Genomic DNA, 24050 nt, shown 5'->3' with positions numbered 1-24050 from the left:
AGACAAGATTTGTCAAAAAGGAAATGGAGTGACCTAGTTTTGTCTGGCAATATTTGCTGCGTCGATAAAAGCTTTTAATATCTTTCTGGAGGGTTTATCTTTCTGAACCATCCACTCGGGATGCCATTGTACTCCCAGTGCGAATGGATGGCCTGGAATCTCAACCCCTTCGATGACGCCATCCGGAGAGACTGCATTGATCTTGATATCTCGACCTGTCTTTTTTATCGACTGATGATGTGAGGAATTAACCTTAATCTGGTATTCTCTCAAAATCTTGTAAAGCAAGGTGTCTGGCGCGATATGGACCCAGTGAGAAGTCTTTTCAAATTTTTCTTTCTGCCGGTGGGAAATCGAAGTACTCACTTCTGAAGGAATATCCTGTACCAGTGATCCCTTTAGTGTGACATTCAGTAGCTGAGTCCCGCCGCATATTCCAAGAATCGGGAGATTTTCTTTCAGCGCATGGCGGCACAGAGCCATTTCAGACTGGGTTCGGGAAGGGTGAATGAGTTGATATTTGTATTTCTGTCTTTCGTTATAATAAGAAGGGGGAATGTCAGGTCCGCTTCCGGTCAGGAGCAGGCCGTCGATTTTATCAAGGACAATTCGAGCCGCGCCCTTCTTCTGTGTAAGTGGAAGAATCACGGGAATTCCGCCCATTTCCCAAATTGCGTTGAGATACCGGGTTCGGACAAAACAGGTCGGTTCATTTCCTCCAAATTCAGGACGATTTCCGTTGAAATCTGGTGTAACGCCAATAAGGGGTCTCCTATTTAAATGGGCCTTTTTCAATCACTCCTGTCAAATGACGCGTTAAAAAAGATAATCTATCCCGATGGTCAAGCTGTTTTCAGTATAGTCAGCATATGAATGATCAGAATCCCTCCTGAAATGTTCATAACTTGATTTCCAGGACCATTGTGAATTGAATTTAAAAGTATTGGAGATCAAGATATCATGAATCCGGTCATTTCTGGCAAAATGAAGCAATTCTGAAGGATCGGAAGTCGCATAATTTCGCAGTTTAAAAAGGTATTTCAGACGAAAGATATTTTTTGAATTCAAATGTCGGAGCCCTAGAATGCTAAACCCGGGAGAGGTGTAGTCGGTATCGTCCAGATAGGGTATGGCCGATCCAACGGGTGTTCCTTTTTGAGATTCATTGATTTCATAAGATATCCCGAGCAACAAGAGCGTCTGCCGGCTCACATAGTAAGTGACGTCTCCCCCAAATTTATTGGCGATGGCCGTGCGGTATGCCAAAGGAATGTTGTAGTCTTTTAGCATTTCTCTTCCATAGAGGTAAACGTTCAATTGTCTGTTTAAATCTCTATCGATTGAGACCGTAAAGTTCTGCAACCGGTAATTGAGGCCGGAATCTATTGGATTCGACGTATTTGCATTCGTAGGGTCTTCGTCTCCCACGATTAAATACGGGATGAGGGAGTATTTCAAAGTCAAAAATGTATTTTCCCCCATCCCTTGCTCGAAAAGAAGCGCGTAACTGGGATAGTCTAGTACAGAATGATCTATATAACCATCGTAAGAAAAAGTAACCGCAACTTTTTGCGAATAAACGGGGTCTTTTATCTTTAGCCGAAAAACCAGATAGGGTTCATAAATGAAATCCGGTTCCCTTTCCAAACTATTTCCGTTTGAGTCAATGATGGATATCACATTATCGACATATTTCAGATCAAGCCCGGTAGAAATCTCAGACCTGATTTTTTCAGCCTGCGCCGAATGTCCCGCACCCAAAATCAAGAGACTATAGCAAAACACGACCGGAAGAATGTTTTTCATTCATTTTCCTTGATCGACTTTTTCGAAGAATCAGGAGTGAAAGGTTTCTTTCCAAGTTCTGCCAAATGGTTTTTGGCCTCCTTGGCAAAAGGACCTTGCGGATCAAGCTCGAGATAATGACTGAATAATTTTATGGCCTTTTGATCCTCTTTTAATTCACTATAGAGAATTCCGAGAATGAAATTGACTTTAGCATTGTATGGATTTTTCTCAATGACCCATTGGTATTGTTCCAATGCCCCGGCCTTATCCCCCTTTGAAAGGAGGGCATGCCCAAGATTTAAATGAGCACCGTAATGGGAAGGGAGCAAAGCGATGCACTTTCGATATTCCTCAATCTCTTCGTTTAGAAGTCTTTTGTAATAATACACGAGCGCCAAATTATAGTGGGCTCTTGCGTCTTCCGGCTTTTGAGCGATCACTTTTTGCAGCTCATTAAAAGCGTCCTCATAACGTATCTGGCGCATATAGGCGACCGCGAGATTGTTTCTCGCCCGGGTGTCATCCGGATTATGCTGAAGATCCTCTTTAAAGAAGCGGATCGCTTCGTCGATGTTTCCTTTTTCTAGAGCCCGGTATCCCTCCTGGGAAATCGGACGGGATGCACAGTTGACTAGAAAAAGGGAGGTGATAAGACAAATGGCCAATAAAAAGATGCGTTTAAAATATTTCAAGGGGGTCCCTTAGTTAAGGTTCTTTTTGCTGGATAATCCGCTCGATTTCCCGGACTTTCCTGGAGAGAAGCTTGCTTGATTCCTGAATTTGACTTAGTTTATTTTCCAATATTTTGCCTTTTTTTTCAAATTGAATCAGTTCTTTTTCGATCGATTCAATCCGAAAGGGGGGGTTGCTCTCGCCTCTTTCCAGCAGGCCCGGGTACTTGACCAGGTTTTTTCGGAGTGCAATTTCTTCCTGAATTCTTTTTTTATTCTCTTAGAGAAGTCTAATTTCCTTTCGGATATTTTCAAGATCGTGAATGGCGAAGTCGGCGATTTCCCTTAGTTTATCGAGCGACTCTTTTCCATCCAGGATGAATTCTCCGAAAGGGGGAGGAGCGGGAGAAAGGACAATCGCTTCTGTTTGAAATTGTTTCCGCTCTTCCATCAGGTGAAGCGCTTCCTGATAGAATCGGTCAGACCGCGCTTCGTCGCCGGTCTTGAAGGCTTCCCGGGCGGATTCGATCAGCCTGCTGACCTCAACTTCCATTTTGGAATCGAGATCCGCTTTTGTCTGAATGATCTGCTCTTCGAGAAGAGAACGCCGATTTTCGTTCTCCTGCTGGATTATCAGGTTTTCACGCAATTCTTTAAGCAAACTTTCAATCCGGAGATTCGAAAGAAGGCTTGGCTTGGAACGGGCGTCTTTCTTCAAAAGCTTTATTTTTTTGGTCAGCTGAGATTCCTTGATGGCCAGGTTTTTCCCCTGGATTTCCTCCTGGGCGATCTGGTCCTGCAGGACGGTCATTTTACCTTTTAGAACCTGGAGCTCCTCCGATGCAGACATCGCAGGGTTAGAGGCGAGTGACAAGATAAGGACCAAAAGAGCCAGCCGCAATAGCGCAAGTCTTTTATATAAGACCATATTTTTTCATTTTGTATTGTAATGAACTTCGCTTTAATCCAAGAATCTTTGCGGTTTTGGTTTGGTTCCAGTGATTTTCTTCCAGTGTCTTTTTCAATATTTCCAGTTCCAGAGTATCCATCTGATCCGGAAGTTTGAGCGGCCCATCCGTGGATAAGGTCGGTTTGAGACCGATGCCTTCTTCAAGCATTTCGGCTGGAATATCCGCCAGCCGGATCTCTTCTTCCTCCGAAAGCACGACGCCCCTTTCAATGACATTTTCCAGTTCCCGGATATTTCCCGGCCAACGGTATTTTGTGAAGAGGTTTAAGACCTCTGGAGAGAGGCGATGCTGCTTATTAAGTTCCTGATTATACCTCTTGAGGAAATGCTGACAGAGCCGTTCGATATCGCCGGGTCTTTCTCTGAGGGGAGGGAGTTTTAAGGTCACCACGTTTAACCGATAGTAGAGATCCTCTCTAAAATGTTTTTCCAGAACTTCTTGTTTTATTTCCCGATTGGTCGCCGCAATAATTCTGACATCCACCTTTATCGTTTTCGTGCCCCCCACGCGTTCGAATTCTTTTTCCTGGAGGAAACGTAAAAGCTTGACCTGAATCGCAGGACTGATTTCTCCGATTTCATCCAGAAAAAGGGTTCCTCCGTTTGCCAGCTCAAATCGGCCGTTCTTCTGGAAAAGCGCCCCGGTAAATGCTCCTTTTTCATGTCCAAAGAGCTCGCTTTCCAGAAGTGTTTCAGCCAGAGAGGCACAGTTCACCGTCACAAACGGCTTTGTGGAACGCGTGCTTCTTTTGTGAATCTCTCTTGCTACAATCTCTTTTCCCGTGCCACTTTCGCCCAAAACCAGAACAGAGGTCGGCTGCGGGGCCACTTTTTCAATGATCCTGTAAATCTTCTGGATGTTCTCCTCTTTCCCAATGAGTTCGCCAAAGTGATCATCGGAGTCCTTTCCAACCAGATTTCTCGTCAAGAGCGTATTTCTCTGAATTGCTCTTTCGACCTTCACCTCGATTTCATTTAATGAAAACGGCTTTAGGATATAGTCAAATGCCCCGATACGCATCGCTTCCACCGCATTTTCAATAGTGCCATGGGCGGTCATGACAATAACCGATGTTTCTTGAAATTTGCCCTTGGCGGCCTTGAGAACATCGATGCCATCTTTTTTTGGCATTTTCAGGTCTGTCAGGATAATGTCAAAGACGTCGTCGCCTATTTTTTCGATGGCTTCATCCCCGTCCTGACATTCCGTGACGGCATATCCCTTTTCCGAGAAAACTTCGATTAACATTTTTCTCATGGATTCTTTATCTTCAGCTATTAATATTTTTTTCATTTTTTTGACCGCCCCTCAGTGGAATCGTAATGACAAAATCGGTTCCCTTATTAACTTGGCTTAGAAAAGAAAGAGTTCCCTGGTGACCCGCGATAATCTTATGTGCAATTGCCAGACCCAGCCCGGTTCCACTTTCTTTCGTTGTAAAAAACGGGTTAAATATCATGGATTTAACTGTGTCAGGAATGCCATGCCCGGTATCCGATAAAATGAGGGTACATTTGCGTTCCTGAAGCGTTACAGAAATGGAAAGATTCCCGCCCTCCGGCATCGATTCGATGGCATTCAAAGTAATATTGAGAAGGGCCTTTCTGAATTCGTTTTCGTCAATTTCAATCAGTGGAAAATCGGGTGGAATTTCAAGTTTTGCCTTGACTGGAATTTCCTTATGCGCTGCGCAGGCCATCTGGATAATTTTTTGAAGAAAAGGTTCCAGCGCGACCGGGGTTCTGTTCAATCGCGGCTCTTTAGAAAAGGCGAGAAAGTCCGTAACGATACCGTTCAAATTTTTAACTTCTTCAATAATCGTTCTGGTAATCACTTTCAGCTTCTCATCTCCGGTTTTTCTTTCCAGAAATTCGGCATTGAGTTCGATAGCCCCTAACGGATTTCTGATTTCATGCGCCACCGTTGCGGACATTCGTTCCAAAGTGGCGACTCTCTCGTTTAGCAGGGCGTCCTTTTCACTGATATGGTCGATCATATCATTGAATCGGCTGCTCAAGAAGCCAATTTCATCTTCGGTTGTCACAAGGACCTTGGCATAATCCTGTTCTTTTCCGATGCGATCCATAGAGGCAACGAGTTGTTTGATGGGATTGATGATCGAGCGGGAAATGAGCCAGCTGACGATAATGATAAAGAGAAATATTAAAAAGGCCGGAAGAAAGATATTCCTTCGGAATTCAGTTAAAATTTCAAGAAAATCCGCGCCCGCTTCGACTCCGGCGACGGCAAAGATCTGCCCCTGGTCGTCAAAAATGGGAGCATATCCCGATTTATAAAATTTTCCGTCTTTTCCTTTGTATAAAATAGAGGATGAAGTCTTTCCATTCCACACCTCCTCGAGTTCTGTCTGGTCGAGTTTAAGGAATTGATAAACATTTCCGATAGGGACCTCTTCATCCGAGTCAATAATGATCCGGTTACTTTGATCAAATATGAAGATATCGTTGACGTGAGATTTTTCCTGGATCTTCTTGATCGAATCGAGCAGGTGGTTATAGAGATAAGAATGTTCATCTCCCGGCCCTATTTTTTTAAGATAAGCGGGTGAAGTGGTCGCTGAAACGATTTCTGAAATTCCAATAATTCGCTTGGATAGCTCTTCGTCCAGGGCATTCTTGACATGGTAGAAAAGGAGCCAACCGCCTCCCAGAAATACCGCGCCAATCAGGATCGTATAGGAGACGATAAATTTAAGAAGTAGCCCTTTTTTGGGAAGAGGGAGAGGATGTAAGGGTTGTTTGACTTTAGGCATTGGGAAATTATCTTATCGGACTGGCAGTTTATTGTCAAACTCTTTGAAAACTTTAAGAATTTGACATGATTTTGGGAATAGTCTAAACTGACCCTATGATTCTCAGCGATGAAAAAATTTCTTCCTTAACCCACTTGATTCTGGAAAGTCTTATAGAAAAGAAATGGGCAACCCTTCTTCAGGAGGAATCCAGGGTGTTACGAGAGATTCGAAAAATGATTGCCTCGGAATTAAGAGTCCAGGAAGAGATTGATCTCCTCGTTCGGCAAAAACTCGCCTCCTATGCCCGACGTCCGGTTGAAGGGAGTCCTGAATGGGATATTCTGTACAGGAAATTCTTCAATGAAGAAAAAATGAAAAAGCAGAGATAAATGAAATTTCGCCTTCACCATATCGCCATTCAGTGTGGCAATCTTGAAAAATCGCTCCTGTTTTATGAAAAACTTTTAGAACTTCCGGTGATGAAAAGAGAGGTCAGTCCCAAAGGAAGAATGATCGTGTGGCTCAGAGCGGGCGATGGGTGCCTCGAGCTTTACGGGGGAAAGCCGGGTCAGACCTTAAAACGAGAATGGGACTCGAACGGGGTGGGCCCCCTCTCCCTTGGACTGATTGTCGGGGACCTTGACCTGGCTGTCCGGAAGCTGAAGTCTGCGAATGTTTCAATTGTAAAGCCTCCGTATGAACCGGTCCCCGGCGAACGGGCAGCCATGGTTTCAGGGCCGGATGGGGAAGAGATTGTTTTGCTGGAGAAACCGGTCAGTTGCTAAAAAGGCCGAGAGTAGGAATTGCCCTCAGCGGAGGGGCCGCCAGATGTATCGCCCATATCGGCGTACTGGAGGTACTGGAATCTGAAGGAATCGGAATTGATCTGATTGCGGGAACCAGCGGAGGAGCTCTGGTTGGCGCACTGTATGCGTCGGGGCACACTCTGAGAGAAATGCTAACTCTGGCGTTCAAGCTTTCGTGGAGAGGCATGGTCAAACCCAGTTTTTCCAGACAGGGTCTGATCGCAAACAAGAATCTTCTAAAGTTCATAACTCAAAAAATCGGCCAGAAGGATTTTAAAGATCTTAAAATTCCGCTGGCCGTCGTGGCGGCGGACCTGAGAAGCGGGGAGAAGGTGATTCTGACCGAAGGGTCGGTGGCGGATGCGGTGACGGCAAGTTGCAGCCTCCCGGTCATCTTTTCGCCCTTTCATCAACATGGGAAAATACTGGTGGACGGGGGAATTGCGAGCAACCTTCCTGTCTTGACCCTGATTGAAACGATGGGTGCTACGATGACGCTGGGAGTGGATGTCAATGACCGCGCCAGGGCTTTTTCGAAACTGAATAATTTATTCCAGATCGGGGTCCATACCGCGACGTTATTCGCCAAGAAAAATACGGCAGTTGAAAAAAAATTTGCAGATGTGGTGATCAATGTGGATGCTTCTGGCATTTCTCTTCTCGATCTCAAGAAAGGTTCTCTCCTGGTCAAACGGGGCCGGGCCGCTGCAGAAAAACAGATCCCGTTAATCAAGAGATTCCTGGCGGACAATCCTCAATTTTGAGTTAAAACCGGCAGGGTGAGCGCTAGGTGATTCCAGGTCGTAAGGGAGGAAGGATTGAGTAAATTAAAAACCACTTACAACTGCCAGCAGTGTGGCTTCCAGAGTCCGAAATGGATGGGCCGATGTCCGGAATGTGGTGCCTGGAACAGTCTGATTGAAGAGGCCGAGCGGGGTGAGACCCGGTGGAAAATAACCGGGGAATCGAAAAGCGAAGTCTTGAGGTTTTCGGAAGTCAGTCAGTCCGAAGAAGAACGCCTGCCGGTAGGAATTGAAGAATTCGACCGGGTCCTGGGCGGGGGTCTGGTACGGGGATCGGTCACACTTATCGGAGGGGATCCCGGGATCGGAAAATCGACACTGCTTCTGGCAGCATCCAGCCGCCTTGCGCGATATGGAAATATCCTCTATGTTTCGGGTGAAGAGTCTCTAGCTCAGATTAAATTGAGAGGAAAGAGACTGGGAATCCGGAGTGAAGCGCTCTATCTTCTCGCTGAAACCTCACTGGAAGAGGTCTTTTTGGCTTTTAAAAAGATTTCCCCTGTGGCAGTGATTCTCGATTCGGTTCAAACCCTTTATTCCTCAATAATGCAATCTCCGCCCGGAAGCGTCAGCCAGATCAAAGAAGTGGCATCCCAAATGATGGTCTACTCTAAAAAAACCGGCGTCTCTTCCTTTCTGGTGGGGCATGTTACAAAAGACGGAGCCATTGCCGGTCCGAGAGTTCTCGAGCATATTGTCGACACGGTCCTCTATTTTGAAGGTGACAAGGGACATCCTTACCGTTTTCTGAGAGGCGTGAAGAACCGTTTCGGCTCGACGCAAGAGATTGGCGTTTTCGAAATGAAAGCGGAGGGACTGGTTGAAGTCAAAAACCCCTCGGAACTCTTCCTTTCGGGAAGGTCTCAAAATGCGGCCGGTTCCGTAGTTGTTTCAAGTTTGGAGGGGTCCCGGCCGATTCTGGTAGAATTGCAGGCTTTGGTAACACCGGGCTATCTCGGGGTGCCTCGTCGCGTGGCAAACGGCGTGGATCCCAGCCGGGTGGCTCTCCTTCTGGCCATACTTGAAAAACGGGGGGGACTCCATTTACAGGGCCAGGATATTTTTATCAATGTCGTCGGCGGAATATCCCTTCAGGAGCCGGCCGTTGATCTCGGAATTCTTGCCGCGGTGGCGTCCAGTTTCAAGGAGATCAAAGTGGATCCCGCAACCTTGATCATGGGTGAAGTTGGACTTGCCGGAGAAGTCCGGGCGATTACGGATGTTCCCCTGCGGCTCAGGGAAGCGGCCAAGCTGGGGTTTAAAAAAGCCCTGATTCCAATGAATAACCTGGAGTTTATTTCCAGGCCCTTTCCATTGGAGGTTATACCGGTTAAAACCGTCGAAGAGGTCATGAGAACGATATTTTCATGAACAGGTGGATCGGATTTTTATTCTATGCCGGAGCCTTCAGCTTGATGATTTCCTGTGCGACAAACCACGAAATCCGAGTTCCCGAGAAGAAACTGACGCTTCGTGAGCTCCCGATTATTTTTGCTGATCGGGAAAAGAAATGGATGTCGATGAAGGGGATGGTCGCCGTCTCTTTCAGTCCGGAACAGGGCCCCGTTCAAAAGATACATGGCATTCTTTCGTTTGACCAGGATGAGAAGGTTCGTTTTCAGGGATTTGATCCCTTGGGCCGGACCCTGGTGGATCTGACCGCCGTAAACGATCTTTATCGTTTGGTTTGGGGTGGAAATCCGCCGCTCAAGGGAAATTTGGCAGAACATCAAAGTCTGCAATTTAGATCGGGTCCGGGGGAGAATGACCTGATACCCTGGAACAGCTGGTTGAAGACCATGAAGGAAATACGGCTGGGAGGAAATCCTTCCGCAGGAGATCATGAAGTCCTGGTAATGGAAAGAGAAGGAGAAGAAATCGTTTGTTCCATCATTCGAATCGAAGGAAAATCAGGGGTCATCAAGAAGAGGATATGGCTCGAGACAAGGTTTTACAAACCGACCAGAGAAGAGATTTACCAGGAATCTGCCCGGAACGAACTGGGTCTGGCCGAATTGCTTCAGTTTGAATATAAGAATAGAGAAGATAAAAACGTCTGGCCGGATAAAATAAAGGTCAAATTGCCAGAGGGCGAATTGTCTGTTGAATTTCTTGAAGTCAACTTTTCGCCTGTATTTTCTCCCCATTTTTTCAATTTGGACTGATGACGATGTTGAAAGAGATCTCCTAATGCTGGTATTGGCGGTTGAAACTTCAACATCCATGGGAAGCGTTGCACTTCTTGAAAACGAAAATCTGGTCGGAGAGATCTCCCTGATGAATCAGATGCACCATTCTCAGCGGATTCTCAACATGATCAGTCTCTTGTTGAAGGAAAGCAACGTTGTTCTCAAGGATATTGATCTTTTGTCTGTTTCGGTCGGTCCCGGATCATTCACAGGATTAAGAGTTGGCGTGGCGACGATGAAAGGGCTGGCATCGGGTCTGGAAAAGCCTCTTAAAGGAGTGCCGACCCTGGAAGCATTCGCAGGGCAAATGGGATATACCTCCTTTCCAATTTGTCCTTTGATTCCGGCGAGAAAAAATGAAGTTTATATGGCGCTCTATCATTACGTGGACCCTTCCCAACTGGCTCCCCTTCAACCGGGGAAGATCGTCCCGTTGAACCGGTTTTGGGAAGAGGTTGAGGGCCCGCTCCATTTATTGGGCGAACTTCCGGTGGAGTGGCTTGAATCGCAGTCGGAGCATCGTTTCTATTATTCCCCTCTGTTCAGGCACCCTACGGCGCACTCCGTGGCTCAGATCGGATATCGCCATTTTAGGGAGAAAAAGGAAATTCCGGAGAACGACCTTGATCTGGTCATGCCTGAATTTCCTTCTGTAAGAAAGCAGCAAGGTGGATTGCACTTTTGAAAAAATGAGTGGCGATGCCCTGGAGGAGGTATTGGAAATCGCCAATCGTTCTTTTTCAAATCCCTGGACGAGAGAGATGTTTGAAAATGAGTATCTGAAGAATCCGTTTTCGGAACAGATTCTGGTACGGTGCGAAGGAAAGATCGGAGGTTACCTTTTCATGATGTCACTTTTTGACGAATGCCATATTCTGGATTTTGCAGTTGAACCGAATCTCAGAAGAAAAGGGATCGGAAATAAAATGATTGCCTATTTGATCGAAAAAATGAAGATGAAAAATGTCCGGAAGATTTTTCTGGAGGTAAGACATTCGAATCTGCCGGCTCAGTCGCTCTATCAGAAAGCGGGGTTTATTCAGATTGCTGTTCGAAAAAGTTATTATTCAAATCCAAAAGAAGATGCCGTCATCTTCCAGTGGAAACTTCCTGAAGAGGGTTAATCGGGAAGCTACTCTGAATTTATTTTCCTAAAGTGGAGGGGATGCATGCAATATACGAAAAAGGACGAAGAGATCGTCAAAAAGCTTCGAAAAGAGAACACGCAATTCCGGGATGATGAAAAAGTCCATGAGAGACTTTCAAAGCAGCTTGAGAAATTAAATAAAAGAAAGAATCTCCTTCCGGACGAAGAGGTTTCCGCAAAAAAGATTCATGTTGAAAAACTGGCTTTAAAAGATCATTTGATGGAAATGATCCGTCAGTTCAAATTGAATAAAATGAAGGTCTGAGGCCTATGTTTGGGATCGGTTTTTCCGAATTGCTCGTCATTCTGGTGATCGCATTTCTCGTTCTCGGACCTGAGAAGATGATCGCCCTGGCGCGCTCTCTTGGACAGATGACCGCTGATTTCCGGAGAAAATCGGAGGATGTCGAAGAGGCCGTGGTTTCCGTCCTGGGAAAAATCAAGGAACCCGGAAATCCCGTTGTTGATGCTGAAAAAAGAGCCGGAAAAATTGAGTAAGACCAAAGAATCCGGCACGTCTCCGGAAAAAATCATGCCGGTGACGGCTCATTTGATCGAGCTCCGGTCCCGGGTGATCAAGTCGCTGATCATCTTGGGCATTTTTTTTGCGGTGGCACTGCAGGAGGTTGATACGCTCCTCAACGGCTTGCGCAGACTCCTTCCAGCGGATCTTTATTTCAACTCACCGGCGGAAGCGCTGTGGGTTAGCATGAAAATCGCATTTTTTGCCTCACTTTTTGTATCGTTCCCGTTTATTCTTTATCAAACCTGGAGATTTATCTCTCCGGGTCTTCTTAAAAAGGAGCGGCGTATCGCAATCCCATTTGTTTTCGGGGGATCCCTGTTCTTTATTTTCGGCGTATCGTTTAGCTATTTCATCGTTTTGCCATTTGCATTAAACTACTTGATCCACTTCGGTGTTCAGGAGGGGATTAAACCCCAAATTGTTTTAACGCAATATGTCGATTTCATATTGAAATTGATGCTGGCGTTCGGTCTGATCTTTATAATACCCATTGCGTTGATCTTGCTGGGAAAGGCCGGATTTGTTACTTCCCGTTGGCTGGCCAAGAATAGAAAATATGCCATTCTTATTAATTCAATTGTCGCTGCGGTATTGACACCCACGCCCGATGTCTTTAACATGATGCTGATGATGATCCCTCTGGTGATCCTGTATGAGATTGGAATCTGGGGCATTCGTCTTTTCGGAGAAGGAACCCCTCGTTCAGAATCAGGGGAATGAAAAACATTGAAAACAAAATAATAACCTACGGCGGCCGTGAGAGTCTTTCCGCGAGCCACGTTAGACCTAATACAGGAGAATGGAATCATGACGGAACAGAAACAAAGTGCAACCATAAAAACGAGGCTGGGAGAGATTCAGATTACGTTATTTCCGGACGTCGCGCCGGGACATGTTTCCAATTTCCTCTCGCTCGCAGGGAAGAAATTTTATGATGAAACGACCTTTCATCGCGTTATTCCCGGATTTATGATTCAGGGAGGAGATCCGAATACCCGATTGCATAAAGAGGATCGGTCCGCCCATGGCATGGGGGGGCCCGGTTATACGATCAATGCGGAGTTCAGCAAGAAGAGCCATAAGAGGGGGATTGTTTCCATGGCGAGGGCGGCAAATCCTAACAGCGCCGGGTCTCAATTCTTTATCTGCGTCGCAGACGCGCTGTTTCTGGATGGCCAGTATACCGTTTTTGGAGAAGTCATATCGGGCATGGAGGTTGCCGATAAGATTGTCAATCTCCCGCGAGATGGAAAGGACAATCCACGGGAGCGAATTGAGATGGAGATCATTGTTCCGGCTTGACAAAAAGGGACGGTATGGTATCTTTTGAAAAGAGTTTGAGGAGATCAAAATGACAATAAAATCTTATGAAATCAAGAGTTTTCTTTCATCTCTTTTAATGATCCTGATTTTTTGTTCTTCCGGTTTTGCCGAGGCCCTTCCCGGAACGGAATATATTGTGAAGAAAGGTGATACGCTTTGGGCGATCTCTTCGTCTCATTACACAGACCCTTTTTTGTGGCCGAAGCTCTGGGGTAAAAATCAGGCCATTCCTCATCCTGATAAAATCTATCCCGGCATGAAAATATTTCTCCCTGCTGAAGAAGTCTTAAAGGAGATGACCAAGACAGAGGAGAGTCCCGTCGAAGTGAAAATCGAACCTGTTGCCGAAAAGCCCGAAACGGAACCCGCGGTTCTTAAAGAAGAAAAGGTGACAGAAGAGAAAGAATCCGTACCGTCCATTCAGGAAGAAGCGAAGAATGGAGAATTGACCGAGTCCGCTCCTCTGGAGAACGACTCGAAAAAGGGAACGGCCTGGACCACTTCCGACCTTTTAACCGGGGGTTTCATCTTAAAAGAGTCCTCTGAAAGCGATCGAAAGGGTCTCATTGTCGCTTCCGAGAACGAGCATCTTCTTCTCGGAGAGGGTGATGTGGTTTATCTCATCCCGGAAGGATCACATCGATTTAAACTCGGAGAACAATACACGATATTTGAACAGGTCAAATCGATTCATCATCCCAAAACCCGCCGCTTAATGGGAAAATTAATCCGGATTAAAGGGGTATTGGAGATTATTCCCAATTCGATGGCAAGCCGGAAGGACACCTACTCCGCGAAAATTATCAAATCGTACCAGTTGATTAGTCTCAAAGACTCGGTGGCCCCTTATCATCCCATGGACCCAATCAATGTCGTAATTCATGAAACACCATTTCCCAAACAGATGTATGGCGTTGTTGTGGCATCCAAGGATATCAAAGAGAATAACGGCGAGCATGACATTGTCTATCTCGACAAAGGGAGTCAGGATGGTGTCCAGCCTGGAAATCTCTTCGTCGTATTTAAAGAGGGAAAAAAAGCACCCTTTTACTCTCCATCTGGAATCGAATCGCTGCCCCGCCGGATCATCGCGGATCTGGAGGTCATTTCTGTCGAAAAAGAGAGCTCTACGGCGATCGTGTCCAGGAGCCTTGAGCCGGTTATCGTTGGAGATCAAATATCAAACCCACCTTTCGTGAACCCTTAATCCGCCGTTGATTTATTGCGGGTGAGGGCCTTCTACAAACGATAATTGACAAATCCAAGTTGATTATTGTATTTTGACCCTGAAAAGCTTCAAATGCCTATTCGGTCTGGAACTGAGATGAAAAGAAGGAATAAAATAACGGTCATCGGAGCTGGAAATGTCGGCTCATCGACATTGCAAAGGTTGGCTGAAAAAGAGATGGCCGACCTTGTTCTGCTTGATATTGTTCCCGATCTTCCGCAGGGGAAAGCGCTGGATATCCTGGAATCAAGTCCCATTTATCGATTTAATACCCGAATTAAAGGAACGAACGAATATTCAGATACTTCCGGATCGGATATTGTCGTCATCACTTCGGGGGTTGCCAGAAAGCCTGGTATGAGCCGGGATGATCTGCTCAAAACAAATGCAGCTATCGTTGCACAGGTGACACGCCAGGTCGCACAGGTTTCACCTGAAGCGATTCTGATAATCGTGAGCAATCCACTGGATGCGATGACCTATGTTGCATCTAAAGTGAGCCAATTTCCCAAGAATCGAATCATTGGAATGGCGGGAGTTCTGGATACCGCCCGGTTTCGGACTTTTATTGCCATGGAACTCGGTGTTTCAGTCGAAAATGTCAACGCATTTGTTCTGGGTGGACACGGCGATTCGATGGTGCCGGCGATTCGCTATACAACCGTTGTTGGCATTCCGGTGACCGAATTGATTCCGAAAGACCGATTGGATCAGATCATTAAAAGGACAAAGGAAGGGGGTGCGGAAATCGTCAGCCTGTTAAAAACGGGAAGCGCCTATTATGCTCCGTCTGCGGCTATTGTTGAAATGGTCGAAGCCATACTTAAAAATAAAAACAAGATTCTCCCTTGTGCGGCCTATTGCCAGGGAGAATATGGTGTGAAAGATCTTTTTGTTGGCGTTCCGGTTAAGCTGGGATTAAATGGCGTTGAAAAAATCATTGAAATATCATTGACTCCGGAAGAAAAATCAGGAGTCTTGCAGTCTGCCGACGCGGTGGCTCAGCTCTGCCAGTCGATTGATAGGCTTGGTTTATAGCGCTTCCTTTTTGTTAATTGACAACCTCTCCCCACAAGTTTAAAATCTAGTCAAATTAGTAATAAATCCCGCATGACATCCTAATATAGTGAAATTGCTTAATAATTTTATTCTCAGCGAACGACGTGAGCGAGAAGGGGAAGCTTCAGGAGCTTGATGCAGGAGACGCCACCATTTTTGAGTTCGGATTCGATACTTAATTCCTTTCCCGATGGAATCGTTGCCATCAGTAGGGATCTGAAAATTCTATATCTCAATCCGGCGGCAGAATCCATACTTGGTATTTCAGCGCGGGATATTATCGGGAAAAGATGCTCCCACCCTTTGGAAACGGAGATGCCTCAAAATCGCTGTCTTTTGGAAAGAACGCTTGAAACGGAAGAATCCCTGAGCCGCATAGACACTTATCTAAAGAAAAAGGAGGGAGAGAGATTAAAAGCGACCGCTTCGACCTTCTTGATAAAAGATAAAGAAGGAAAAGTGACGGCGGCCGTGGTCCATTTTACGTCACCGCGCGAAGAAGCGAAAGGGCGCGAACCTGAATCAAAACTCCTTATGGGAGATAAAATTATAGGAAAGAATCCAAGGATGCTTGAGATTTATAGTCTCCTCCCCGGTCTTGCGAAAACGAAATCAACGGTATTGATAGAAGGTGAAAGCGGTACGGGCAAGGAACTCATTGCACATGCGCTTCATTATAATAGCCCCCGTCGAAATAAACCTTTTGTCAAGGTAAACTGCGGCGCACTGGCGGAGGGAATACTCGAAAGCGAATTGTTTGGACATGTGAAAGGAGCATTTACGGGGGCCATATCGAATAAGCAGGGCCGATTTGAACTTGCCAATGAAGGGACGATATTTCTGGATGAAATTGGGGACATTTCTCTCTCGACCCAGGTCAAATTACTCAGAGTTCTTCAGGAAGAAGAATTCGAACGGGTCGGAGATAGTAAACCGATTAAAATAGATGTTCGAATTATCGCGGCGACCCATAAAGATCTCAAAAATGCGATGGAGGAAGAAGAATTCCGGCAAGATCTTTATTACAGGCTTCGGGTTGTTCCAATTTCGCTACCTCCACTTCGGGAAAGAAGAGATGATATCCCCTTGATGGTTGAATATTTTGTTAAAAAATTCAACCAGGAAATGGAGAAGTCCGTAGAAAAGGTTTCTCCCAAGACGATTGAGATTCTCGTGAACTATGACTATCCCGGCAATATCCGGGAACTCGAAAATATCATTGAACATGCCCTCGTCTTGTGTAACGGGAATACCATTTTGCCTGAGCATTTGCCAAAGGATATCCAGATCCTGAAAGCAGATCATGTTGATCGGGCCATTGGCCGGGAACATCCCCTTGAAGCGATTGAGAGGGAGCTGATTAGTAAAGTTCTCAGTCAGTGTAACTGGAACTTGAAAGAGACTTCAGAAAAACTAAAAATTAGCAGAACGACCCTCTGGAGAAAAATGAAGGATTATCATATCGCTAAATGAGTCTGTTTCAATTTTGAACGTCGTTTCAATTCTGAAAAAGTTTATAACCTTTTGAAATAACTAAATAAAAACATAATAAATGGAAAGTCATCTAAACGAACGACTCTACTCTAGTGGAAAGTGAAAAGGGTCTTGTGATCTAGCTAATTGTTTTTACTACATATTTCTATTACCCTGGATTATGGTATGGTTCTTGCTCCTGTATCTGGCAAAGACGGACTAAAGTAGTCGGACTAAGGAAGGAGCCAAATACATGGAATGTCAAAGATGTCATAGTCAAATGGTCATTGAGCGATTCAGGGATCTTTATGACGATACGGGGATTATCGATTTCAATGGCTGGAGATGTTTAATCTGCGGCGAAATATTTGACCAGGTCATTAACGAAAACAGGCGCCACCATCCACCTCCTCTGGTGGGAAAAAACAGAAAGCTCATTATTGCCTCAAAACGATAAGGAGTCGATTCTAACAATTCCGGGTTGACTGTCCGTGCAAAAAATAAGACACCTTTTGTTGAAAGAGAATGTTCCTTTCCATACCGCAAAGGGCAGGAAATCCATTTCGCTAAGTGAATATCGTGAGTCCGGTGGATATGACACCTGGACAAGCATTCTGAAAGAGGGAACCCCCGACCGCATTCTCGGTGAAATTAAGAACTCGGGACTCCGGGGAAGGGGCGGGGCCGGTTTTCCGACCTGGAAAAAATGGGAAATGGTCGCCTCAAAGGAAGTTCCCCTGAAGTATCTCTGTTGCAACGGTGCTGAAGAAGAACCGGGCACATTCAAAGACCGTATCCTTCTGAGAGTCAATCCTCATCAGCTTCTGGAAGGAGTCCTGATCGCCGCCTATACCGTGGGTGCCGGCAAGATTTTTCTTTATCTTAATCAGAAATTTGAGGTAGAAATCGAATTAATGAATGCCGCTCTTCGTGAAACAAAGAGTGCTGGACTCTGGGGAGAGAACATCCTTGAATCAGGACTGACACTTGATATTGTTCTCTTTCCAAGTCCGATAGCCTATGTTGCAGGAGAAGAAACGGCGATGTTAGAAGTGATCGAGGGGAGAAAGGCGGCTCCGCGCCAGAAGCCACCGTTTTACCCGGTACATAATGGACTTTATGGCAAACCTACTCTTGTCAATAATGTCGAGACACTTTCAAACATTCCCCATATTCTGAGAATGGGATCAGACCGGTATAAAGAGATTGGATTACCGGAAAGTACTGGAACAGCACTCTTTTCGCTGTCAGGCGATGTCAATCAACCCGGTGTTTATGAGCTCCCGATGGGGAGTTCTTTGAAGGAACTCATTGAAGAATATGGCCAGGGAATCACAGGGGGCAGAAAAATAAAAGGAGTCCTTCCCGGAGGGCCTTCCTGCGGGTTCATTTCAGGTGAAGAAATCGATATTCTTCTTGATTATGAGTCTCTCAAAAAGAAAGGCACCGCTCTCGGAACCGGTGCAGTTGTTGTATTTGATGAGACGGCTTGCCTGGTAAATGCAGGACTTCACATTGCGGAGTTTTTTGCAGAAGAATCGTGCGGACAGTGTCCTCCTTGCAAGATGGGAGGAAGCCATCTGGCCGATCTGCATCGGAAAATTGAATCGGGAAAAGGCGAAATGGAGGATCTTCGGTCGATTGAACAGATCTGCGGAGTTGTCAAAGGGCGCGGTTATTGCAGTCTCATAACAGGCGCTTCGGTGACCATCGAGAGTCTCATTCGAAATTTTCGAAGCGAATATGAAGACCATATCAAAATGGGAGGATGCCACAAGAAAGAGGCAAGAATTCTTCAACACATACCTTGATTTAGGTCATGTTGAATGTTAATATTAAAAATAGTACATTTTGGGTCATCTTGTTAATTTGAGAGAGGAGAATGCAAATGGTTACATTGACTGAAAAAGCAGGCGAAAAAGTGAAGGAAATTCTGGTCGCGGAACAGAAAGCAGGATACGGGTTGAGAGTTCAGGTCAGCGGCGGTGGCTGTTCGGGATTCCAATACGGAATGACCTTTGAAGAAAAGGCGAACGAAGGGGATCATGTTTACGAAAGCAATGGAATCAGGCTTTTTGTGGACCCTGAGAGCGCACCGCTCTTGGAGGGGGTCAAGGTGGATTATGTTGATTCGGTTCAGGGCGCCGGATTTGCTATTCAAAATCCAAATGCCAAGTCTTCATGCGGTTGTGGAAAATCATTCGGAGCCTAATCGGTTTCTGTTAGAAAGGTCAATGGCCAGTTCGAAATTTAGATCATACCCCTTGTTTGTTGAGCATCCTGAATATCTTGACCTTTTTCAGGAAACAGGAAATATGGAGTGGGATCGTTCCAATGACGAGATGTTGAAAAATTTGGGAAAAGCGCTCTATGATATTATCCTCCTGAATACCGTGGAACAGGAGAGTGTCATTACCTGGAATTAATTTTCCGATATCTTGAGAATGGACGATGACCGCTGCCAAACCTTTCTACTCTGGAGGAAAATGGGAATTTTCGTCCAGATGTTTGGAAGTCGTCGACCCCTACCGGCAAGTTCCCGTTGCTTCAGTCTGTCTGGCAGATAGACGGCAGGTTGCAGAAGCGATAGGTCATACCGTTTCCGCATTTCAAAAAACAAAAAAACTGGATTCATTTACACGTTCTGAAATTCTTCATCAAATTTCGGATGGCATTGCCGTCCGAAAGGAAGAATTCGCCAAAACGATTTCTCTCGAGGCAGGAAAGCCGATCAGTGACGCACGGGTCGAAGTCGGACGTGCTATTTTTACTTTCCTGACCGCATCGGAAGAAGCAAAACGAATAGGCGGTGAGGTCATACCGCTCGATCTTCTCAAGGGGAATCAAAAGCGGTTCGGGATCACGAAACGATTTCCTCTGGGTCCAATACTGGCCATCACTCCGTTTAATTTTCCCATTAATTTGGTTGCACATAAAGCCGCTCCTGCCATTGCGTCGGGAAATTCTCTCCTCCTGAAACCAGCACCACAGACCCCTCTGACCGCACTCCTTCTGGCTGAAGTCGTATCCAAAACAGACCTTCCTAAAGGATCTTTTAATGTGATTCCCTGCGATGTGAACGACATTCAGCAGGCCGTTCTCGACGACCGGATCAAAATGCTGACCTTTACCGGAAGCGGAAGAGTCGGATGGCGTCTGAAGGAAATCTGCCGAAAGAAAAAGGTCGTCCTGGAACTGGGAGGGAATGCGGGCGTCATCATCGATGACGATGCCGAACTTGAATATGCAGCGGGACGATGTGTTACCGGAGGATTTACGTTTGCCGGGCAAAGCTGCATTTCCGTACAGAGAATTTTTGTTCAACAGAAAGTTTACGACCCTTTTTTGGAACAACTGCTGGAAAAGGTCAAGGGACTTAAAACAGGGGATCCGATTCTGGAAACTACCCAAGTGGGACCGCTCATTGACCAAAATGCGCTGCTCAGGACAGAAAAATGGATTGCGGATGCGGTTAGTGGAGGTGCTCGCTGTCTCGCCGGAGGATTCCGCGAGGGAACGGTATTTCAGCCTACAGTCTTAACGGGAACAACCTTTGAAATGAATGTCAATTGCGAGGAGGTCTTTGCTCCTTTGGTGACGGTTGAACCCTATCAGAATTTTGATCAGGCAGTAGAAGCGATCAATCAATCTTCCTATGGATTGCAAACGGGAATTTTTACACACGACATTCGAAAGATCTACAAGGCCTATGAGGAATGCGAGGTCGGGGGGGTGCTTGTTAACGATATTCCAACCTTTAGACTGGACCATATGCCCTACGGAGGGGTGAAGGAGTCCGGGCTGGGAAGAGAAGGATTGAAATACGCCATTGAAGAGATGACTGAATTGAAGCTGCTCGCCTTTAATTTTCCTGAAATCGATTGACTTGTACAGTTAAAATAAGGTAAATAAATACACTTTTCCCCAATACGATGATTGATATTAAGGTTTTAAGAGAACAACCTGACTGGGTAGTTGAGAGGCTCCGGACGCGGGGATTCGAGTTCGATCTCAGTCAATTTCATAAACTGGACCACGCAAGAAGAGAAATAAACCTTTTACTTGATCAGAACCGGCAAAAAAGAAACCAGTTCTCGGAACAGTTCGCAAAATTGATGAGGGATAAAGCGGTATCGCCCGAAAAAGTGGAGGCGATCAGGAAAGAAAGCGAGGATCTTAAGGGGAAAATAGCGTTACTTGAGGAGCAAATCAGGGAAGCCGATTATCGTATCGATCAATTCTTGCTGAATACGCCGAATTTTCCTCATTCTTCCGTCCCGGTTGGAAAAAACGAGAGCGAGAACGTCGAGGTTAAAAAATGGGGAGCGATTCCATCATTCTCATTTGCTCCGAAAGAGCATTGGGAAATTGGAGAGAAACTCGGAATACTAGATTTTGAACGGGGTGCCAAAATAACCGGAGCCCGATTCTGCGTCTATCGCGGAAATGGGGCGCTCATGGAACGCGCACTGATTAATTTCATGATGGATCTGCATGCCGGCACGCATCGCTATACCGAGGTATTAACCCCCTTTATCGTCAATGAAAAAAGTATGACGGGGACAGGGCAACTCCCCAAGTTTGAAGAAGATCTGTTCGGGTTAAAAGACAAGGGTTTTTATCTGATACCGACAGCTGAGGTGCCGGTGACCAATATTCACCAGGGTGAAATCCTCGAAGAAAAAGAGCTCCCGATTTCATATGTCGCCTATTCTCCCTGTTTCAGGAGGGAGGCGGGTTCTTACGGAAAAGATACCAAAGGGTTGATTCGCCAGCACCAGTTTAATAAAGTCGAGCTTGTAAAATTTTGCCGTCCGGATGATTCATATAACGAGCTTGATCGTCTGTTGGCTGACGCGGAGGCGGTTCTCATCAAATTGAATCTCCCCTACCGTGTCGTTTCATTATCGACCGGCGACCTGGGATTTTCAGCTGCAAAGACATTTGATATCGAGGTTTGGCTTCCGGGTCAAAATCGATATCGCGAGATTTCATCTTGCAGCAATTTCGAATCCTTTCAGGCGAGGAGAGCAGATATCAAATATAGAGCGGGAGAAAAGGGGAGGCCGGTGCATCTCCACACCTTAAACGGTTCTGCGCTGGCTGTGGGAAGAACGTTAGTCGCGATACTGGAAAATTTTCAGCAACCGGATGGCTCGGTGACGATTCCGGAGTCCCTTCGTCCTTATATGGGCGGAAAGGAAAAGATCGTCGGTATTTAAATCGATAAGATTGGGATAATTTTGAAGGAGAGGTGGCCGAGCCCGGCTGAAGGCAACGGTTTGCTAAACCGTCATAGGGGGTAACCTCTATCAAGAGTTCAAATCTCTTCCTCTCCGCCAAAACTTTCCCATTCACTTCAAGTAAAAAATCGAGACAATATCCCCCTCTAAAAATGGATTGGGAGAGGTGGCCGAGTGGCTTAAGGCGGCGGTCTTGAAAACCGTTGTAGGGTTAAACCTACCGGGGGTTCGAATCCCTCCCTCTCCGTACGCCCATCTGGACTTCAAGATTTAAAAAAATCATTATTTGTCAAATAGTTATAAATCTAGGAAAGCCCGCACTCTTTCTGATGGAGTGACAAAAATTGCGCATTGCATATTCCTCCCAAAAACGGTTAAATTAGACTTGATACGAGGTTGAATTTAACTGGACCGGCGAGAAAAATGAAGTGCGAAAAATGTCGAGATCAGTCTGAAAACGGAGTATTTTCCCCGGTCCTCTCTTTTTTTATTTGCTACGGGTGTGTTCTCAATTCAGGCATTACCGGTCATCCTATGCTTCGAATTTGTGATGACGGAAACAGGAACGCAAAAAAGGATTGGGGAGAAGAGAGCTGGGAAGCGCTCCTAACACGGAGAGAATAGGGCCTTGACGAGGCGGTCAGGGAACAGTAGCTGAGACTTCTCCAGACATAGAACTTTCATGCGCGCCATTTCCGGCGCTCACGGTGAAATAATAGGTCTTTCCGGATGTCAGGCCCGTAAAAAGGTAAGCAGCCTTAGCACTTTTCCTCTTGCTCCTGTATTTGCTTTCTCTGACACCGGGAGTAGTAGAAATATAGATATTATAGGAGCTGGATTCTTTCTCCGAATCCCACTGAAGAACAATTTTCCCTGTTCCAGCCCCGGGAGAGGCATAGACACCAGTCGGAGTAGAATAGATGGCTCCGGTTGACGGGGGGCTGTCGTGCGAAAAAATGTTGTCACAACCTGTCAGAAATAAAAGGCAGATTACAAATTGAAATTTCGACCCGCTCCATGTCCGGATTGACCGGATCGATTGCACCCTGTTCGTCATTCCAGGATTATCTATACGCCCATTTATTAAATATGCAAGAAAATTCTACCCATTCCACACACAATTGATTATAATACCGTTTTTTGCTTAGGATACCAAAGATTTGGCTTTACAGATCCAATCTGACCTATTCGCGAAAATAAACACCTGTTCTTCATGATCCCTCCAATGCGCTCGTAGCTCAGCTGGATAGAGCATCAGACTACGAATCTGAGGGTCGGGGGTTCGACTCCCTCCGAGCGCACCATTTCAAATATACTGTCCGGAAGGTCTGACCTCCCCTCTAAAATTAAAGCCACTTGAAAGCGAAGTTTTCTTTACGTACATACCGAATATACCGAATAAATCGTTTCCCATTTTTCTCAGACTTTTTCATAAATAGTTGAAAAACAAGAACTAGTTTTGTGTATTGGGTGCCAAACGGGTCCATTTAATTGACGTAGTTTAAATTGACAAAGTACAGGTATGGGGTACACTTTTATAGTACCGAAATAACCGATTTTTCTGCAATTTTTAGATCTGATTTAACTATAAAAACAGGAAGATTAAGACAATGATTTATAGAAAAACTCTTCTTTTCCTTGCTTTAGCGGCTATATGTTTTGGGTGTGAATCCAGTAATGTAACTACTTCAGCCGATATAGTCGGCAGGTGGACTACTTCGGCAACCAATTATGAAGACCGTAATCTGGAAGTTACAAATGATCAGGTGATTTTTCGCGTGGGAGAACAAGTCGTTATCCTTTATACCATCGCCAAAATTAAAAAGATTCCGCAGAAAGGCAATTGGGCACTCTACATGATTGAATGTGAGTACGATGAAAATAATGAAAAACAAACTCAAACCCTTTCCCTATTCTTTTCTCCAAATAAAGGTGGAGCGATTAAATTTAAAAACAATGAAGGCGTCGACTGGAAAAGGAAAGTATAAGACAAGACGTTTCAGATTAAAAAGTCTTGCCGTATCGGGTGGGTAAATAGGTGACAATTTTAATTAGAAAACAGGCCCCT

29 protein-coding genes and 3 tRNA genes are annotated in these 24050 nt (G+C 45.5%); 25 read left to right on the top strand and 7 right to left on the bottom strand.

What is annotated here, in order from left to right; translation table 11 throughout:
* Positions 1 to 33: 33 nt before the first annotated feature.
* The 6 genes from HY200_03315 to HY200_03290 all read right to left on the bottom strand — a co-directional run bounded on the left by HY200_03315 (position 34) and on the right by HY200_03290 (position 6203).
* Positions 34 to 795 (bottom strand): gamma-glutamyl-gamma-aminobutyrate hydrolase family protein, encoded by a 762-nt coding sequence (locus tag HY200_03315; GenBank protein MBI3593960.1) that lies wholly within the window; start codon positions 793 to 795, stop codon positions 34 to 36.
* Between the two features lie 21 nt (positions 796 to 816).
* A complete protein-coding gene (locus HY200_03310) occupies positions 817 to 1806 on the bottom strand; it encodes a hypothetical protein (GenBank protein ID MBI3593959.1) in 990 nt (329 codons plus the stop codon).
* The gene (locus HY200_03305) at positions 1803 to 2480 is read right to left on the bottom strand and encodes a tetratricopeptide repeat protein (GenBank protein MBI3593958.1); all 678 of its coding nucleotides are present in this window, start codon (positions 2478 to 2480) and stop codon (positions 1803 to 1805) included. Before HY200_03305 ends, HY200_03310 begins: the two co-directional genes overlap by 4 nt.
* A gap of 259 nt (positions 2481 to 2739) precedes the next feature.
* Positions 2740 to 3387: a hypothetical protein gene (locus HY200_03300; protein MBI3593957.1), complete on the bottom strand. Its 648-nt coding sequence runs from the start codon at positions 3385 to 3387 to the stop codon at positions 2740 to 2742.
* Complete coding sequence (locus HY200_03295) at positions 3374 to 4723, bottom strand: sigma-54-dependent Fis family transcriptional regulator (GenBank protein ID MBI3593956.1); 1350 nt, start codon at positions 4721 to 4723, stop codon at positions 3374 to 3376. The genes HY200_03300 and HY200_03295 overlap by 14 nt, the downstream gene beginning before the upstream one ends.
* A complete protein-coding gene (locus HY200_03290) occupies positions 4701 to 6203 on the bottom strand; it encodes a HAMP domain-containing histidine kinase (GenBank protein MBI3593955.1) in 1503 nt (500 codons plus the stop codon). The genes HY200_03295 and HY200_03290 overlap by 23 nt, the downstream gene beginning before the upstream one ends.
* Positions 6204 to 6298: 95 nt before the next feature.
* On the opposite strand from HY200_03290, the gene HY200_03285 reads away from it, so the two are divergent.
* The 23 genes from HY200_03285 (at position 6299) to HY200_03175 (ending at position 22606) form a co-directional block, all read left to right on the top strand.
* A complete protein-coding gene (locus HY200_03285) occupies positions 6299 to 6574 on the top strand; it encodes a DUF507 family protein (GenBank protein MBI3593954.1) in 276 nt (91 codons plus the stop codon).
* On the top strand, positions 6575 to 6970 hold the full coding sequence (locus HY200_03280; GenBank protein MBI3593953.1) for a VOC family protein: 396 nt from the start codon (positions 6575 to 6577) through the stop codon (positions 6968 to 6970).
* On the top strand, positions 6964 to 7755 hold the full coding sequence (locus HY200_03275; protein MBI3593952.1) for a patatin-like phospholipase family protein: 792 nt from the start codon (positions 6964 to 6966) through the stop codon (positions 7753 to 7755). The genes HY200_03280 and HY200_03275 overlap by 7 nt, the downstream gene beginning before the upstream one ends.
* 54 nt (positions 7756 to 7809) lie before the next feature.
* Entirely contained in the window at positions 7810 to 9165 is a 1356-nt protein-coding gene (radA, locus tag HY200_03270) for a DNA repair protein RadA (GenBank protein ID MBI3593951.1), read from the top strand.
* A complete protein-coding gene (locus HY200_03265; GenBank protein ID MBI3593950.1) occupies positions 9162 to 9959 on the top strand; it encodes a hypothetical protein in 798 nt (265 codons plus the stop codon). The genes radA and HY200_03265 overlap by 4 nt, the downstream gene beginning before the upstream one ends.
* A 25-nt stretch (positions 9960 to 9984) precedes the next feature.
* A complete protein-coding gene (tsaB, locus tag HY200_03260) occupies positions 9985 to 10668 on the top strand; it encodes a tRNA (adenosine(37)-N6)-threonylcarbamoyltransferase complex dimerization subunit type 1 TsaB (GenBank protein ID MBI3593949.1) in 684 nt (227 codons plus the stop codon).
* A gap of 4 nt (positions 10669 to 10672) precedes the next feature.
* Complete coding sequence (rimI, locus tag HY200_03255; protein ID MBI3593948.1) at positions 10673 to 11107, top strand: ribosomal protein S18-alanine N-acetyltransferase; 435 nt, start codon at positions 10673 to 10675, stop codon at positions 11105 to 11107.
* A gap of 45 nt (positions 11108 to 11152) precedes the next feature.
* Positions 11153 to 11395: a DUF465 domain-containing protein gene (locus HY200_03250; GenBank protein ID MBI3593947.1), complete on the top strand. Its 243-nt coding sequence runs from the start codon at positions 11153 to 11155 to the stop codon at positions 11393 to 11395.
* A gap of 5 nt (positions 11396 to 11400) precedes the next feature.
* The gene (locus HY200_03245) at positions 11401 to 11628 is read left to right on the top strand and encodes a twin-arginine translocase TatA/TatE family subunit (protein MBI3593946.1); all 228 of its coding nucleotides are present in this window, start codon (positions 11401 to 11403) and stop codon (positions 11626 to 11628) included.
* Positions 11597 to 12376 (top strand): twin-arginine translocase subunit TatC, encoded by a 780-nt coding sequence (gene tatC / locus HY200_03240; protein ID MBI3593945.1) that lies wholly within the window; start codon positions 11597 to 11599, stop codon positions 12374 to 12376. Before HY200_03245 ends, tatC begins: the two co-directional genes overlap by 32 nt.
* Positions 12377 to 12463: 87 nt before the next feature.
* Positions 12464 to 12958 carry a peptidylprolyl isomerase gene (locus HY200_03235; protein MBI3593944.1) on the top strand — a complete coding sequence of 165 codons (495 nt, stop codon included), beginning with the start codon at positions 12464 to 12466 and terminating at the stop codon, positions 12956 to 12958.
* 49 nt (positions 12959 to 13007) lie between these two features.
* Positions 13008 to 14186 (top strand): LysM peptidoglycan-binding domain-containing protein, encoded by a 1179-nt coding sequence (locus HY200_03230; GenBank protein MBI3593943.1) that lies wholly within the window; start codon positions 13008 to 13010, stop codon positions 14184 to 14186.
* Positions 14187 to 14303: 117 nt separating this feature from the next.
* Positions 14304 to 15245: a malate dehydrogenase gene (gene mdh, locus HY200_03225; GenBank protein MBI3593942.1), complete on the top strand. Its 942-nt coding sequence runs from the start codon at positions 14304 to 14306 to the stop codon at positions 15243 to 15245.
* Positions 15246 to 15422: 177 nt separating this feature from the next.
* On the top strand, positions 15423 to 16739 hold the full coding sequence (locus tag HY200_03220; GenBank protein ID MBI3593941.1) for a sigma 54-interacting transcriptional regulator: 1317 nt from the start codon (positions 15423 to 15425) through the stop codon (positions 16737 to 16739).
* A 253-nt stretch (positions 16740 to 16992) separates the two neighbouring features.
* On the top strand, positions 16993 to 17196 hold the full coding sequence (locus tag HY200_03215; GenBank protein ID MBI3593940.1) for a hypothetical protein: 204 nt from the start codon (positions 16993 to 16995) through the stop codon (positions 17194 to 17196).
* A gap of 34 nt (positions 17197 to 17230) precedes the next feature.
* On the top strand, positions 17231 to 18550 hold the full coding sequence (locus HY200_03210) for an SLBB domain-containing protein (GenBank protein ID MBI3593939.1): 1320 nt from the start codon (positions 17231 to 17233) through the stop codon (positions 18548 to 18550).
* Between the two features lie 77 nt (positions 18551 to 18627).
* The gene (gene erpA / locus HY200_03205; protein MBI3593938.1) at positions 18628 to 18951 is read left to right on the top strand and encodes an iron-sulfur cluster insertion protein ErpA; all 324 of its coding nucleotides are present in this window, start codon (positions 18628 to 18630) and stop codon (positions 18949 to 18951) included.
* 22 nt (positions 18952 to 18973) lie between these two features.
* Positions 18974 to 19165 (top strand): hypothetical protein, encoded by a 192-nt coding sequence (locus tag HY200_03200; GenBank protein MBI3593937.1) that lies wholly within the window; start codon positions 18974 to 18976, stop codon positions 19163 to 19165.
* Between the two features lie 25 nt (positions 19166 to 19190).
* Complete coding sequence (locus tag HY200_03195; protein ID MBI3593936.1) at positions 19191 to 20624, top strand: aldehyde dehydrogenase family protein; 1434 nt, start codon at positions 19191 to 19193, stop codon at positions 20622 to 20624.
* 47 nt (positions 20625 to 20671) lie between these two features.
* Positions 20672 to 21961, top strand: a complete 1290-nt coding sequence (gene serS / locus HY200_03190; protein ID MBI3593935.1) for a serine--tRNA ligase — start codon at positions 20672 to 20674, stop codon at positions 21959 to 21961.
* 26 nt (positions 21962 to 21987) lie between these two features.
* A tRNA-Ser gene (locus tag HY200_03185) sits at positions 21988 to 22081 on the top strand.
* Between the two features lie 61 nt (positions 22082 to 22142).
* A tRNA-Ser gene (locus HY200_03180) sits at positions 22143 to 22229 on the top strand.
* 176 nt (positions 22230 to 22405) lie between these two features.
* Entirely contained in the window at positions 22406 to 22606 is a 201-nt protein-coding gene (locus HY200_03175; protein MBI3593934.1) for a hypothetical protein, read from the top strand.
* 16 nt (positions 22607 to 22622) lie between these two features.
* Here HY200_03175 and HY200_03170 read toward each other — a convergent pair whose 3' ends face one another.
* Positions 22623 to 23039 carry a fibronectin type III domain-containing protein gene (locus tag HY200_03170; protein ID MBI3593933.1) on the bottom strand — a complete coding sequence of 139 codons (417 nt, stop codon included), beginning with the start codon at positions 23037 to 23039 and terminating at the stop codon, positions 22623 to 22625.
* Positions 23040 to 23209: 170 nt separating this feature from the next.
* Between HY200_03170 and HY200_03165 the strand changes: the two genes are divergently transcribed.
* A tRNA-Arg gene (locus HY200_03165) sits at positions 23210 to 23286 on the top strand.
* A gap of 306 nt (positions 23287 to 23592) precedes the next feature.
* Entirely contained in the window at positions 23593 to 23970 is a 378-nt protein-coding gene (locus tag HY200_03160; protein MBI3593932.1) for a hypothetical protein, read from the top strand.
* Positions 23971 to 24050: the final 80 nt, after the last annotated feature.

The organism is Nitrospirota bacterium (assembly GCA_016194305.1).
GTDB lineage: Bacteria > Nitrospirota > Nitrospiria > JACQBW01 > JACQBW01 > JACQBW01.
Note: the sequence above shows the minus strand (reverse complement) of the source record. Positions and strands in the feature narration are given on the sequence as shown.